10 protein-coding genes are annotated in these 14,733 nt (G+C 51.6%); 3 read left to right on the top strand and 7 right to left on the bottom strand.

Annotated features, from left to right (window positions below; genetic code table 11):
* Positions 1–77 precede the first annotated feature (77 nt).
* Positions 78–1,328, bottom strand: coding sequence for a serine hydroxymethyltransferase (gene glyA / locus BZG77_RS03840; RefSeq protein ID WP_077646263.1), 1,251 nt, complete (start codon positions 1,326–1,328; stop codon positions 78–80).
* Positions 1,329–1,881: 553 nt separating this feature from the next.
* Here glyA and BZG77_RS03835 point away from each other — a divergent pair.
* A complete protein-coding gene (locus BZG77_RS03835; protein ID WP_077646262.1) occupies positions 1,882–2,499 on the top strand; it encodes a YitT family protein in 618 nt (205 codons plus the stop codon).
* A gap of 129 nt (positions 2,500–2,628) precedes the next feature.
* Here the strand turns inward: BZG77_RS03835 and glnB are convergent, their stop codons facing one another.
* Positions 2,629–2,967 carry a nitrogen regulatory protein P-II gene (gene glnB, locus BZG77_RS03830; RefSeq protein WP_021023014.1) on the bottom strand — a complete coding sequence of 113 codons (339 nt, stop codon included), beginning with the start codon at positions 2,965–2,967 and terminating at the stop codon, positions 2,629–2,631.
* Between the two features lie 147 nt (positions 2,968–3,114).
* Positions 3,115–7,005: a phosphoribosylformylglycinamidine synthase gene (gene purL, locus BZG77_RS03825; protein WP_077646261.1), complete on the bottom strand. Its 3,891-nt coding sequence runs from the start codon at positions 7,003–7,005 to the stop codon at positions 3,115–3,117.
* 339 nt (positions 7,006–7,344) lie between these two features.
* Between purL and mltF the strand changes: the two genes are divergently transcribed.
* Both mltF and BZG77_RS14895 read left to right on the top strand, forming a co-directional pair.
* Entirely contained in the window at positions 7,345–8,853 is a 1,509-nt protein-coding gene (gene mltF, locus BZG77_RS03820) for a membrane-bound lytic murein transglycosylase MltF (protein ID WP_077646260.1), read from the top strand.
* Between the two features lie 7 nt (positions 8,854–8,860).
* Complete coding sequence (locus BZG77_RS14895) at positions 8,861–9,022, top strand: hypothetical protein (RefSeq protein WP_198532384.1); 162 nt, start codon at positions 8,861–8,863, stop codon at positions 9,020–9,022.
* Here BZG77_RS14895 and tadA read toward each other — a convergent pair.
* The 4 genes from tadA to guaB all read right to left on the bottom strand — a co-directional run bounded on the left by tadA (position 9,019) and on the right by guaB (position 14,633).
* Positions 9,019–9,564 (bottom strand): tRNA adenosine(34) deaminase TadA, encoded by a 546-nt coding sequence (gene tadA, locus BZG77_RS03815; RefSeq protein WP_077646259.1) that lies wholly within the window; start codon positions 9,562–9,564, stop codon positions 9,019–9,021. The genes BZG77_RS14895 and tadA overlap by 4 nt on opposite strands.
* Positions 9,565–9,681: 117 nt before the next feature.
* Positions 9,682–11,196: an AbgT family transporter gene (locus tag BZG77_RS03810; protein ID WP_241844100.1), complete on the bottom strand. Its 1,515-nt coding sequence runs from the start codon at positions 11,194–11,196 to the stop codon at positions 9,682–9,684.
* Positions 11,197–11,516: 320 nt separating this feature from the next.
* Positions 11,517–13,094, bottom strand: coding sequence for a glutamine-hydrolyzing GMP synthase (gene guaA / locus BZG77_RS03805; RefSeq protein WP_021022937.1), 1,578 nt, complete (start codon positions 13,092–13,094; stop codon positions 11,517–11,519).
* A gap of 75 nt (positions 13,095–13,169) precedes the next feature.
* Positions 13,170–14,633 carry an IMP dehydrogenase gene (guaB, locus tag BZG77_RS03800; protein WP_077646257.1) on the bottom strand — a complete coding sequence of 488 codons (1,464 nt, stop codon included), beginning with the start codon at positions 14,631–14,633 and terminating at the stop codon, positions 13,170–13,172.
* Positions 14,634–14,733: the final 100 nt, after the last annotated feature.

The raw sequence follows: 14,733 nt of genomic DNA, 5'->3' as shown, positions 1-14,733 counted from the left end.
ACTAGACTTCGTTCTCAGATAAATATAAAAAAGGCGCCCATAGGCGCCCATCTTTTTAGATAATCTGTATTGCTTTATTAAGCATATACCGGCAAACGACGGCAGATGGCTTGGACCTTCTCTTTGGTCTCTGCAATCACTTGCTCATTGTTGATGTTATCAAGCACATCACACATCCAATGCGCGAGTTGTTCGGCATCTTGCTCGGTAAAGCCACGACGTGTAATCGCTGGCGTCCCCACACGAATACCGGAGGTGACAAACGGGCTACGTGGATCGTTCGGTACACTGTTTTTGTTTACTGTGATGTTAGCGGCACCTAACGCGGCATCGGCTTCTTTCCCAGTAATGTCTTTATCAATTAAATCCACCAACAACAGGTGGTTGTCAGTGGAATCCGATACGATTTTATAACCGCGAGCTTGGAACCCTTTCACCATCGCACGTGCGTTATCAATCACGCGCGCTTGATAGGCTTTGAACTCTGGCTCCATCGCCTCTTTAAACGCGACGGCTTTACCCGCAATCACGTGCATCAATGGGCCGCCTTGGCCGCCAGGGAACACCGCAGAGTTGAGCTTTTTATAAATGTCTTCACCGGCGTTTGATAAGATCAAACCACCACGCGGACCTGCAAGGGTTTTGTGCGTCGTCGTCGTGACCACATGTGCGTAAGGCAGTGGATCGGGATAAACACCAGCGGCAATTAAGCCAGCCACGTGTGCCATATCCACCAAGAACCAAGCCCCGACTTTATCTGCAATTTCACGCATGCGTTTCCAATCAACCACTTGTGAGTATGCAGAAAACCCGCCAATGATCATTTTTGGCTTATGCTCGAGTGCAAGCTTCTCCATTTGCTCGTAATCGATTTTACCGGCTTCGTCGATACCGTAAGGGATCACATGATAATGCTTGCCGGAAAAGTTAACTGGCGAACCATGGGTTAAGTGACCACCATGCGCCAAGCTCATACCCAGTACCGTATCACCTGGGTTTAGTAGCGCCATGTAGACCGCGCTATTCGCCTGTGAGCCAGAGTGCGGCTGAACATTGGCATACTCACAACCAAAGAGTTGACAGGCACGCTCAATCGCCAAGGCTTCGGCTTTATCCACGTATTCACAGCCGCCGTAATACCGTTTACCAGGGTAGCCTTCCGCGTATTTATTGGTCAGTTGAGAGCCTTGCGCTTCCATCACGCGCGGGCTGGTGTAGTTTTCTGACGCAATCAGCTCAATGTGTTCTTCTTGACGCGTACTTTCTTCTTCCATCGCCGCAAACAGCGCTGGGTCATAATCCGCGATATTCATGTCACGCTTTAGCATTGGTCTCTCCTGACTTAACATTGGCGGGCAATCACCCATAAAGCGAACGCTAGGATCCGATAGGTCATCTAGCAACAATTAGTCTCGGTGTGATGTTTTAGATCACGCCCTGGCTTAATCGCTTTCACCTGCGAATCAAAGCGATTAAGCCAAGGCAACATCAAACGTTAGACCTACTTACGCAAACGTTTTCGTTACCGCCATGACTGCGTTTGTTATTCTACAAAAATTCCCTTCAATCAGGTAGCCTGAGGGATGATTTTTTTATTCAAAACCTGGCTATTTTGGGTTGTATCGCGGCGCAGCAGTGCTGCTATCTACTGTAAATACTTTACAGCGAAGTATCATAATAGTGACAATCAAGACGTAGGTTATTTACGTTGTCGACTGTTTCTCAAGCCTCACTGGCGATAGAATGCGCGCCCGCACCCGCAGGCACTCGTCGCCAGTGCCCATTAACCTTTTTTAACCGCCAGCCTATTGGGTTTTGGCGGGGCTTTTGTTGCTAACACGTTTTTGTTTTTATCACGCTAATTAAGTAGGGAGAAGCCGTGTGAGCCAGTATCAACACAGCTTTAAAGAAGACATTATTGCTATCGCCTCGGGCGCGTTTTTAGTCGCCCAGGGAGTATTTTTTTTGCAACAGGCCGGACTCTTAACCGGGGGTACCACAGGCCTGGCGTTATTAGTCAGCCAATTTACCGACCTATCGTTCGGTACTTTGTATTTTCTTTGCAATTGCCCGTTTTATGTAATGGCTTGGTTTCGTATGAGTCCGCGATTTGCATTACGCAGTTTACTTGCCGGTGGCACCGTATCGGTGATGGCTGATCATATTGCCTACTTTTTTCAAATCACTTGGCTGGCCCCCGCCTACTGTGCGGTGATTGGTGGACTATTGATGGGCGTCGGTATGTTGATAATTTTCCGCCATAATGCCAGCTTAGGCGGTTTTAACGTACTGGTGCTCTATTGTCAGGACAAGTTTGGGATCTCGGCAGGAAAGCTACAAATGGGCATCGACTGCACCATTCTCGCGTTATCTTTCTTCCTTATCGATCTGAACCTGCTGATGTGGTCTGTGGCCGGTGCGATTGTACTCAATTTAGTGTTAGCGATGAACCACAAACCGGGACGCTATCAAGCGCATCCGGCCAATCCTGGCGCGTAGACAATATTTACACCGCGCACACGCTATCTACACCGTGAATACAGTATCTACACCGTAACTACAATAAAAATAAAGCCAAGCATTACGCTTGGCTTTTTATTGCTTGCCGTATTGGTCTAACCCGTGCAATTAAATCGCTTCTTCGTCTTCTTCGCCGGTACGGATACGCACCACACGCTCAACGTCAAAGACAAAGATTTTACCATCACCAATTTTGCCGGTTTGCGCGGTCTCAATAATGGTATCGACACATTGCTCAGCAACATCGTTAGACACCACTACCTCCAATTTCACCTTAGGCAGAAAGTCCACCATATATTCGGCACCACGATATAGTTCAGTGTGGCCTTTTTGACGACCAAAACCCTTTACCTCTGAGACGGTCATCCCTGTAATCCCGACGTCTGCCAGCGCTTCGCGTACGTCATCGAGTTTGAATGGCTTGATGATGGCTTCAATTTTTTTCATTCCGTTATCCTTCTCGTTGGCCGCAGCCGGTCCTGATGGATCAGTTGTTTAGTTGGAATTGTATCGCAGCAAGATAAAAAATCATCCATCGATCCTCGCATATCACCAAAAAGCCGCCCAACTGTGGCGGCTTTATTGGTACGGTGCTTACCCTAGAGTAACCCGCGCGTTGCGGAACATCCGCATCCACGCGCTATCTTCACCCCAATCATCTGGGTGCCAAGAGTTAGCGACAGTACGGAATACCCGCTCAGGGTGCGGCATCATAATGGTCACACGGCCCGACTCGGTAGTCAGCGCGGTAATGCCATTGGGTGAGCCATTCGGGTTGGCAGGATACGCTTGTGTTGGCTGGCCGTGATTATCGGTGTAACGCAGCGCCACCGTGCCTGACGCCTCAATCGCTGCCAAGTGCTCAGCATCGCGCACTTCTACCCGTCCTTCACCATGCGATATCGCAATGGGCATCCGTGAGCCTGCCATCCCGGCAAAAAAAGCGGATGGGCTTGATTGTACTTCCACCATGCTAAAGCGCGCTTCAAAGCGCTCGGACTCATTGCGAACAAATCGTGGCCAGTGTGCAGCCCCTGGGATCAGTTCATGCAGGTTCGATAGCATCTGGCAACCATTACACACCCCAAGTGCTAGCGTGTTTTCACGGCCAAAGAAGGCACTGAATTGATCGCGCGCACGACTATTAAACAGAATAGATTTCGCCCAACCTTCACCGGCGCCTAACACGTCACCGTAAGAGAAACCGCCACAGGCCACCAGCCCTTGGAAACTGTCCAAACTAACGCGCCCTGAGAGAATGTCACTCATATGAACATCCACGGCGTTAAATCCAGCGCGATCGAAGGCGGCGGCCATTTCCACATGCGAGTTCACGCCTTGCTCACGCAAAATAGCCATGGTCGGTTGTTGACCGGTAGCGATATATGGCGCAGCAATGTCTTCGTGCACATCAAAGCTCAGACTAGCGTGTAAACCGGGATCGGCCGCCTGCTTGGCGTCAAACTCTTGACGAGCGCAGTCCGGATTATCGCGCCGCGCTTGCATTTGATAGGTGGTTTCAGCCCAAATCTGACGCAGGTGCTGGCGACTGGCTTGATAGATAGGTGCCTCACCGTGACGCACGATAATCTCATCGCTACCACTTAGGCCGCCAATCAGGTGACTGCATGCGATTAATTGATGTTCATCCAACACCGTATTAACACGCTCGAGGTCTTGCGTCGCCACTTGGATCACCGCGCCCAGCTCTTCGTTAAACAACACCGACAAGGCATCGTCGCCTAAACGGGCGATGTCCACGTCAATACCGGTGTGACCGGCAAAGGCCATTTCAGCCAAGGTAACGAATAGTCCGCCATCGGCTCGGTCGTGATACGCCAGCAGTTTTTGCTCTGCCACCAAGGTTTGCATCGCATTGAAAAAGCCTTTTAGGCGGGCGCTGCTGGTGACATCGGCAGGCTTATCGCCCAATTGATGATACACCTGAGCCAGCGCGGTTGCGCCCAGACGCTGCGCGCCTTCACCAAGATCAATCGCAATCAGGTGGCTGTCACCTTTATCGCTACGCAATTGTGGGGTCACGGTACGACGCACATCTTCCACGCGGCCAAAGGCGGTGATGATCAGCGACATCGGCGCGGTGACAGTTTTGTTTTCACCGTTTTGCTGCCACTGGGTTTTCATCGACATCGAGTCTTTACCCACTGGAATGGTCAGTGATAGCTCAGGACACAGCTCCTCACCCACCGCTTTGACTGCTTCGTACAAGCCAGCATCTTCGCCCGGGTGACCCGCCGCGGACATCCAGTTGGCAGACAGTTTAATGTTGGTCAGACTGCCAATATCGGCACAGGCGATATTGGTCAGCGCTTCACCCACTGCCATACGGGCAGAGGCAGCAAAATCGAGCAAGGCGGCCGGGGTACGTTCGCCCATCGCCATCGCTTCGCCGTGATAACTGTCATAACTGGCCGCCGTCACCGCACAGTTCGCCACCGGCACTTGCCACGGACCAACCATTTGGTCACGCGCAACCAATCCGGTCACCGAACGGTCACCGATGGTGATTAAGAAGGTTTTCTCCGCCACTGCTGGCAAGCGTAAAACACGCTCGCAGGCTTGTGCCAGTTCAATGCCTTGGGTGTTTAGCGCGGTACCTGTCACTTGTTGGCGTGTAACGTCACGGTGCATTTTGGGCGCTTTACCCAGCAGAATATCCATCGGCATATCGATAGGGCTATTACCGAAGTGGCTGTCTTCAAGCGACAGGTGACGCGCGTCGGTGGCATCACCAATGACTGCGTACGGGGCGCGYTCACGCTCGCACAAGGCTTCGAAAAGCGCCAGGTTTTCGGGTTTGACCGCCAAGACGTAGCGCTCTTGTGACTCGTTACACCAAATGGCGAGCGGGCTCATTCCCGGCTCATCATTCGGAATATCACGCAAGTTAAAGCGCCCGCCTCGGCCGCCATCATCAACCAGCTCTGGCATCGCATTTGAAAGGCCACCCGCGCCCACATCGTGGATAAAGGCAATTGGGTTGTCTTCGCCAAGCTGCCAGCAGCGATCGATCACCTCTTGGCAACGGCGTTCCATTTCTGGGTTCTCACGTTGCACCGAGGCAAAGTCCAAGTCTTCCGCCGACTGGCCGGATGCCATCGACGATGCTGCTCCGCCACCAAGGCCGATGTTCATCGCCGGGCCACCTAACACAATCAGTTTGGCCCCCACGTCAATCTCACTTTTTTGCACATGGCCGTCGCGGATGTTGCCCATTCCGCCTGCGAGCATGATCGGCTTGTGATAGCCGCGCACTTCCTCACCGGCATGCGAGGTCACTGATTGCTCATAGGTACGGAAGTAGCCCAGCAAGCTAGGACGGCCAAATTCGTTATTAAACGCCGCGCCGCCTAGCGGGCCTTCCAGCATAATATCGAGCGCAGTGGCAATGCGCTCAGGCTTGCCATAGTCTCGCTCCCACGGCTGAATAAAACCCGGGATTTTCAGATTAGAGACGGAAAAACCGACCAACCCTGCTTTGGGTTTACCGCCGACACCGGTCGCCCCCTCGTCACGAATCTCACCGCCAGAGCCGGTCGCGGCCCCTGGCCACGGTGAAATCGCGGTGGGGTGGTTGTGGGTTTCCACCTTCATCAAAATATGGGCGGGTTCATGGTGATACTGATAGCTGTGGCTCTCTGGCGTCGGGAAAAAGCGCCCAACGGTTGAGCCCGTCATTACGGCTGCGTTGTCTTTATACGCCGACAGCACGTTATCTGGGGTTTGCTCATAGGTATTTTTGATCATCTTAAACAGCGACTTAGGCTGCTTTTCACCATCAATAGTCCAATCGGCGTTAAAGATTTTGTGGCGGCAATGCTCTGAGTTAGCTTGCGCAAACATCATCAGTTCGATGTCGTTGGGGTTACGCCCCAGCTGGGTAAAGTTATCAACCAGATAGTCAATTTCGTCTTCTGCCAGAGCCAATCCTAAGGCTTGGTTTGCCTCAGTTAAAGCGGCTCGACCTCCCAAGAGAATATCCACGCTGTGCATCGGCGCAGGTTCCGCTTGCTCAAACAGCACCTCAGCGGCCTCAAGCTCACGAAATACCGTTTCCATCATCCGATCGTGCAACAATCCGATTAAGGTTGCGTGTTGCTCATCAGTTAATGGCGCAGAGAGTTGAATATAGTACGCGGTACCACGCTCTAAACGTTTCACCGCGTCCAACCCGCAATTATCGGCAATATCGGTTGCCTTGGATGACCACGGCGACAAGGTGCCGGGACGAGGCGTAACGAGAAATAGCGTCCCTTCAGGTGCGTGCGGCGGTAAAGTGGGTCCGTAAGTCAGCAGCTTTTCGAGCTTCTCGCGACTGGCGCTATCCAAAGGGTGATGCAAATCAGCGAAATGAATAAACTCAGCATACAGTGCCGTGACCGGTAACTGATGCGCTTGGCAGCTGGCCAGTAGTTTATTGACACGAAACTCAGACAGTGCGGGGGAACCACGCAAAATATCCATGTGCGTACGTCTCTCGTTAGCGGTAAATGAAAGGGTATACCCAAATTGACGCATCTTGGGACGATAACTTGGGTATCACCACGCTCTTGACCGCAGTGGTTTGAACACGCAAAAATACCTTTTCGCTGGCCTTTTTAGCAGACGGCGGCCATTATAGGGCAAAATCCTTAGCGACAACACACCTGACGCAACCGTTTGCGCAAAAAATTTTCCCTCTATCCGTATCCAACCTATTCACGTAGAATGTGGCGTCTATCGATCATCGCTAGCACTACCACGCTAGCCAGCAACTGCGAGCGACAGCCTTTGATACAGCGTGACTTTTCTCTGAAATCATGGATGACTAGCCTTGTCGTGCTGGTCGTTAGCCTGGTATTAACGGGATGTGATTGGCACTTCGACGATCGCACCGTGCTGGAAAAAATCCGCGACCGTGGCGTGCTAAGAGTCGGAACACTCAATAACGAACTTTCTTATTATATTGGTCCTGATGGCCCGACCGGGCTGGATTACGAACTTGCATCACGTTTTGCTGACAAGCTTGGCGTAAAGCTGGAAATGGTGCCGACCTATACGTTATCCGGCCTCTTTCCTGCATTAGAGCGCGGTGATGTCGATTTAATTGCTGCAGGACTCACCATTACCGACCAACGCTTGGCCCAATTTCGCCCCGGCCCCGCCTACTATTTTGTCAGCCAACAAGTGGTGTATAAAAAAGGACATTGGCGCCCTCGCGATGTGGGCGATTTTAACCGCGAGAACGCGGTAATGGTAGTAGTGGAAGGTTCGAGTCACGATCTCACCTTACAATCGCTTAAAAACGATCACCCCGATTTAAGCTGGAAAGTTGTGCAAGACGCCGACGACGATGAACTGCTTAAACAGGTTGCAGACGGTGATATCGATTTTACCATTGCCGACTCCATCGATATTGCCTTAATGCAACGCACCCAACCTGATATTGCCGTCGCCATGGCGCTGAGTGAAGATGAGCCCGTCGCCTGGTTTATGAAAAAACAGGGCGACAGCAGCGCCTATGCTCTGATGGTGAATTTTTTTGGTGAGCTGAATCAAACCGGTGAATTGGCAATTTTAGAAGAAAAGTATTTTGGCCACGTGAATCAATTTGATTACGTTGATACCCGCGCATTTTTGCGCGCCATAGAAAGCAAACTTCCGCAGTGGGAACCCCTTTTCAAAAAGCATGCGAACGATTTTGATTGGCGCCTGCTCGCCGCCTTGTCGTATCAAGAATCACACTGGAACCCACGCGCCATATCTCCCACAGGGGTACGTGGGATGATGATGCTGACGTTACCGACCGCTAAATCCGTCGGCGTGCGCAACCGTCTGGATCCCGAACAAAGCATCAAAGGCGGCTCAATCTACCTGCAGCGTATGCTCGACCGGATTCCCGACAGTGTTAACCCACACGAGCGTATTTGGTTTGCTTTCGCCTCTTACAACATTGGCTTTGGTCATATGATGGATGCACGGCGACTCACTGAAGCGCAAGGTGCCAATCCTAACTCGTGGAGTGATGTGAAACAGCGCCTTCCCTTGCTCGCTAAGCGCCAATATTACACGCAAACGCGATACGGCTATGCACGTGGCTATGAAGCGCTAAGCTATGTTGAGAATATTCGCCGTTATTATCAGAGTATTCTAGGCTATGAAAAAGCACATATAGAGTCGCTGGACAGTCAGCAAGTCGAATCGCTCGGTGGGCTGCAAACCATCATTGCGCCCGAGCCATCCTCCGAGCAAGTTGCTGAACCAGTGCCGGATACTACGCCAGAGGGCTCTGAACAAAACCCAATATCGCAATCGGAAAAGCAACCGCAATGAGGATCCTATGGTGCCAAAAAAACGGCTAATGAAACAAAGCTTTCGTAAAAACAATATTTCATCGGCTAACCGTCGCAAGCGCATGCGCCAAAATATGCACAAGAAAGTACTATGGCGTCAACGCGCGTTTGCGATTCGTGAGTTTGCCGCGTTTGATGAGGCGTTTTAAGACGCTTGGTCTGAATCAGACGACACAATAGAAGCCTCACCACGGGCTGTTTTTTTTGCAGCCTTTTTTTCAGCACGACGACGGCGGAAAAACGCTTGCAGTTGCGCACGGCACTCAGCTTCTAATACCCCACCCTCGCTTTGCACATGGTGATTTACCTCTTCATAACTGAGTAAGTTCATCACCGAACCAGCCGCGCCGGTTTTGGGATCCGGCGCGCCAAAATACACCTTTCTGACACGGCCATGCACCATCGCCGCCGCACACATCGGGCACGGTTCGAGTGTCACATAAAGATCCGCGTCTAATAGGCGATAATTACCCAGCACTTGGCCGGCTTGGCGTAAGGCCATCACTTCGGCATGGGCAGTAGCATCATGCTGGGTAATGGTTCGGTTCCACCCTGTGCCCACAACCTCACCTTGATACACCACCACGGCGCCGACAGGAACTTCACCTTCTTGCTCAGCATTGTCGGCCAGTATGATCGCCTGGCGCATATAAACGTCGTGAATCGTATCCGGCGTTTGTGGCTCGTTCATTCCAACCTCGATTTATTGGCTATGTAATTCATCGCTAGTATACGACACAAATAAGCCGGCTCGAAGGCCGGCTGTGTCTGAAACGTCATGATAGACGATACGCGCTCTATGTAACCGTTATTGCACCAGATACTGATAACTTGCTTGAATACCCAGTGGCAATCCGAATGCCCAGTACGCTAGCAAGAACAAGGTCCAGCCCACCAGCATGGTCAATGAATAAGGGATCATCATTGACGCCACGGTGCCAATGCCTGTTGCTTTAACATAGCGTTGGCAATACACCACAACGAGTGGGAAGAACACCATTAATGGCGAGATAATGTTCGAAACGGAATCCCCGACACGATAGGCCGCTTGTGACAATTCAGGGGAAATACCGACAACCATCAGCATTGGCACCAAAATCGGTCCAATCAGACCCCATTTCGCTGACGCAGAACCGATTAACAGGTTCACGAGTGCGGTGAGCAAAATCATCCCCACAATCGTCATCTCACCTGGCAGGCTCATTGACTGCAATAGCTCCGCGCCATTCAGCGCTAACAAGGTACCAATGTTGGATTGCGTAAATGCGGCTAAGAATTGCGCGCAGAAAAACGCCATCACCATATAAGCGCCCATGGTCGCCATGGTGTCAGACATGGATTTAATCACGTCTTGGCTGGTTTTAAAGGTACCCGCGGTTTTGCCATAAACAATGCCTGGAATAATAAACAGCACGAAAATGAGCGGCACGATTGATTGCATAATCGGTGCATCAAAGGCAGTCAGCTCACCCGCCGGAGAGCGCAGCGGGGACGTTTCCGGCCACGAGGCCGCCACCAGCGCAGCGATCCCTAGTAGCATCGCCAGCCCAGCACGGTTAAAGGCTTTTCCTTCAATCGCCGTAAAAGAGCCTAAATTTGGTGCGTCTTCTGCATCCTCATCAATCGGTGTGCGATTTAGCCGTGGTTCGACAATTTTCTCAGTCACAAACCAGCCCAGCGCCACAATCAAAATCGATGACAAGCCCGTAAAGTAGATGTTAGCGAGGGGATTAACTTGGTAGCTATCGTCCAACACATGCGCGGCAGATTCAGTAAAACCGGCCAGCAATGGATCGATCCCTGACGGAATAAAGTTCGCGGAGAAGCCTCCCGACACCCCAGCAAAAGCGGCGGCAATCCCCGCTAGCGGATGACGCCCCGCCGCGTGGAAGATAATCCCGCCGAGTGGGATCACCAGTACATAGCCGGCATCCGCCGCCGTGTGTGACACGATCGCCACCAAAATCAGCATGGGTGTGAGTGCTTGCTTCGGCGTCACACTCAGCATTTTCTTCAAACCGGTGGTGATAAAGCCTGACTGATCAGCCACACCCACCCCTAACATCGCAACCAATACAATCCCAAGCGGCGCAAAACCTGTAAAAGTGTCAACCATATTGGCTAAAAAGTGGGCGAGCGCATCACCGGTGAGCAGGTTTTTGACTTGGACGGTGTCCCCGGTCAATGGGTGAACAGAATTAAACGTGATTTGTGACAAGAGAGCGGAGAGCACCCAAACCGTCACCAGGCCCCAGAAAAACAATAAGGCAGGATCTGGGATCCGGTTACCCGCACGCTCTATCATATTTAAAAACCGATCCATGCCGCGCGGTCGGCCTGTATCGGTTGCTGGGTTAATGTGTTGACTCACTGGGAACTCCATTATTTTCGATGTTGWGTTTTGGCTTACCTGATCCAGCAGGCTTTAATGACAATAAAATGACAAATTATCGCCAGTAAAGCAAAAATCAGCATAGTTAGCCATAAGTAAGCCAGTTAACCCAATGTTAAATTACTTTAAAGTTAGAAAAGCAGCACAAAAAACGGATGCTTACAGACAGCAATGAAACATTTAGAAATAAAAAAGCCCACGCTAGGCATGGGCTTTATGTCGTTAAACTAGCGTTTTACTTTCTCAAACGCTTATTCCCACTCAATCGTCGCTGGCGGTTTGCCGGAGACGTCGTAAACTACGCGGGAGATGCCGTCGACTTCGTTGATGATGCGGTTCGACACTTTGCCAAGGAAATCGTATGGCAGGTGTGCCCAGTGCGCAGTCATAAAGTCGATGGTTTCGACGGCACGCAACGCAATGATCCAATCGTATTTACGGCCATCGCCCATCACACCTACCGAGCGAACCGGCAGGAACACCGCGAAGGCTTGCGAGACTTTCTCGTAGAGATCGGCGTTGCGTAGCTCTTCAATAAAGATCGCATCGGCGCGACGAAGCAGATCGCAATATTCTTTTTGAATCTCGCCCAGCACACGCACGCCTAAGCCTGGCCCTGGGAAGGGGTGGCGGAACAGCATGTGATATGGCAAGCCAAGTTCAAGGCCGATTTTACGCACTTCGTCTTTGAACAGCTCTTTGAGTGGCTCAACCAGACCCATTTCCATCTCTTCCGGTAAGCCACCGACGTTGTGGTGTGATTTAATCACATGCGCTTTACCGGTTTTCGAGGCCGCTGATTCAATCACGTCTGGGTAGATAGTCCCTTGCGCCAGCCATTTGGCATTGTCCATTTTACTCGCTTGCTCGTCGAACACTTCGACAAACACCCGGCCAATGATTTTACGCTTCGCTTCGGGATCGGCTTCACCTTTCAGGGCATTAAGGAAGCGGTCTTCCGCATTGACATGAATAATGTTCAACCCAAAGTGATCACCGAACATTTCCAGCACTTGCTCACCTTCGTTAAGGCGCAGCAGGCCGTTATCAACGAACACACACGTGAGCTTATCGCCAATCGCACGGTGAACCAGCATAGCCACTACAGAAGAATCGACGCCGCCAGACAAGCCAAGGATCACCTCGTCATCCCCCACTTGCTCACGAATACGCTCAATCGCATCGTCAATAATGGTTGCCGGTGTCCACAAACGCTCGCATTGGCAGATTTGCATCACAAACTGCTCAAGCATCCGTTTGCCTTGGCGCGTGTGCGTCACTTCTGGGTGAAACTGAACACCATAAAAACGTTTATCTTCGTTGGCCATGGCTGCAAACGGACAGGTGTCTGTTTCAGCGATTTTGACAAAATCTTCCGGAATCGCGACCACTTTATCGCCGTGGCTCATCCACACATCTAAAAGTGGGTGACCATCATCGGCAATAGCATCTTCAATGCCATCAAACAGTGCGCTCTGGCCAACGCGTTTTACTTGCGCGTAGCCAAACTCGCGATGCTCAGAGCCCGCAACCTTACCACCAAGCTGCTCAGCCATGGTCTGCATGCCATAGCATACGCCCAACACAGGCACGCCTGCGTCAAAGACATATTGCGGTGCACGTGGCGAGTTGGCTTCTGCCACGCTCTCTGGGCCACCGGATAGGATGATGCCGTTGGGAGCAAAATCACGAATGTCTTGCTCATCGACATCCCAGCTCCAAAGCTCACAATACACACCAATTTCACGGACACGGCGCGCAATCAACTGGGTGTACTGGGAGCCAAAATCAAGGATCAAAATACGTTGAGCATGAATGTTCTGGGTCATTATCTGGCTTTCTCAATTAAGTGGAACAAAGGGGAGCTGTGCTCCCCTCTCAAATGCATCGCGGTAGTGATGTCTTTAGCCGAGGCGATAGTTCGGCGCTTCTTTAGTAATGGTGACATCATGCGCGTGTGATTCTTTCATGCCCGCGCCGGTCACGCGAACAAACTGCGTATTAGTGCGCATCTCTTCTATGGTGGCAGAGCCCGTTAAGCCCATGCTTGAACGCAACCCGCCCATTTGTTGGTGGATGATCTCTTTCATCATGCCTTTGTAATCAACGCGCCCTTCTATGCCTTCAGGCACCAACTTATCGGCGGCGTTATCGCTTTGGAAGTAACGATCAGATGAGCCTTTTGACATGGCGCCCAATGAGCCCATACCGCGGTAAGATTTGTACGCGCGGCCTTGGTAAAGCTCGACTTCACCCGGAGACTCTTCGGTACCGGCGAGCATTGAGCCCACCATCACACACGACGCGCCGGCAGCAATCGCTTTACACAAGTCACCCGAGAAACGAATACCGCCATCGGCAATTACCGGAATACCATACTCTTGTGCGACGGCAGCGGCATCACTGATCGCGGTAATTTGCGGCACACCCACGCCAGTGACGATACGCGTGGTACAAATAGAACCTGGGCCAATACCGACTTTTACGGCATCCACACCCGCGTCAATCAAGGCACGTGCGCCCTCGGCAGTGGCAACGTTACCGCCCACAATTTGTAAGTGCGGGTACGAGGCTCTGGCATCACGAATACGTTGTAGGACGCCCTCAGAGTGGCCGTGTGATGAGTCAATAAGTAACACATCGATTCCCGCTTCCACCAAGGCCGCGATACGCTCTTCATTGCCCGCCCCTGCGCCGACGGCACCACCGACACGCAAACGACCTTGTTCGTCTTTACAGGCGTTAGGCTTGCTTTCCGCTTTCTGGAAATCTTTGGCGGTGATCATGCCGCTGAGGTGATGGTCTTGGTTGACGACCAGAATTTTTTCGACACGATGCTGCTGCATCAACTGTTGCACTTGCTCACGCTCAGCGCCCTCACGCACGGTGGCGAGACGAGACTGAGGGGTCATCACATCTTCAACACGTTTGCTAAGATCTGAGACAAAACGCACGTCGCGTCCCGTAATAATGCCAACCAGCTCTTTTTGTTTATTCACCACTGGATAACCGGCAAAGCCATTGCGTTCGGTCAAGGCTTTGACATCGGCAATGGTCATCTCAGGCGTCACCGTAACCGGGTTAGACACCATGCCCGCTTCATAGATTTTCACCAAGCGCACTTGCTCGGCTTGCTGCTCGATGGTCATATTTTTATGGATAAAGCCAAGGCCGCCTTCTTGTGCCAATGCGATGGCCAAACGGGCTTCGGTCACTGTATCCATTGCTGCAGAGAGCACAGGGATGTTCAGGCTAATTGAACGGGTCAATTGGGTCCGCAGATCCGCATGGTTAGGGAGTACATTTGAGTGGGCAGGGACGAGGAGTACATCGTCAAAGGTTAACGCTTCTTTCGCGATTCTCAGCATTGCAATATCTCACACTAAAAGTTGTGAAGGGGAACAAAATATTGCCGCAGAATTATACGTGCAGCGCAAACGTTTGGCTATCGATTTTTACTAAGAATAG

It is taken from the genome of Salinivibrio sp. IB643 (assembly GCF_001996105.1).
GTDB classification, from domain to species: Bacteria; Pseudomonadota; Gammaproteobacteria; order Enterobacterales; family Vibrionaceae; genus Salinivibrio; species Salinivibrio costicola.
The sequence above is the reverse complement of the archived record's forward strand: the minus strand, read 5'-3'. Positions and strand labels throughout refer to the sequence as shown.

What these genes read in the sequence shown, in the direction of transcription:
- glyA (WP_077646263.1), bottom strand. Translation starts at nt 1,328, where the DNA reads ATGCTAAAGCGTGACATGAATATCGCGGATTATGACCCAGCGCTGTTT.
- BZG77_RS14895 (WP_198532384.1), top strand. Translation starts at nt 8,861, where the DNA reads ATGGTGCCAAAAAAACGGCTAATGAAACAAAGCTTTCGTAAAAACAAT.
- guaA (WP_021022937.1), bottom strand. Translation starts at nt 13,094, where the DNA reads ATGACCCAGAACATTCATGCTCAACGTATTTTGATCCTTGATTTTGGC.
- glnB (WP_021023014.1), bottom strand. Translation starts at nt 2,967, where the DNA reads ATGAAAAAAATTGAAGCCATCATCAAGCCATTCAAACTCGATGACGTA.
- tadA (WP_077646259.1), bottom strand. Translation starts at nt 9,564, where the DNA reads ATGAACGAGCCACAAACGCCGGATACGATTCACGACGTTTATATGCGC.
- mltF (WP_077646260.1), top strand. Translation starts at nt 7,345, where the DNA reads ATGACTAGCCTTGTCGTGCTGGTCGTTAGCCTGGTATTAACGGGATGT.
- BZG77_RS03810 (WP_241844100.1), bottom strand. Translation starts at nt 11,196, where the DNA reads ATGGATCGGTTTTTAAATATGATAGAGCGTGCGGGTAACCGGATCCCA.
- guaB (WP_077646257.1), bottom strand. Translation starts at nt 14,633, where the DNA reads ATGCTGAGAATCGCGAAAGAAGCGTTAACCTTTGACGATGTACTCCTC.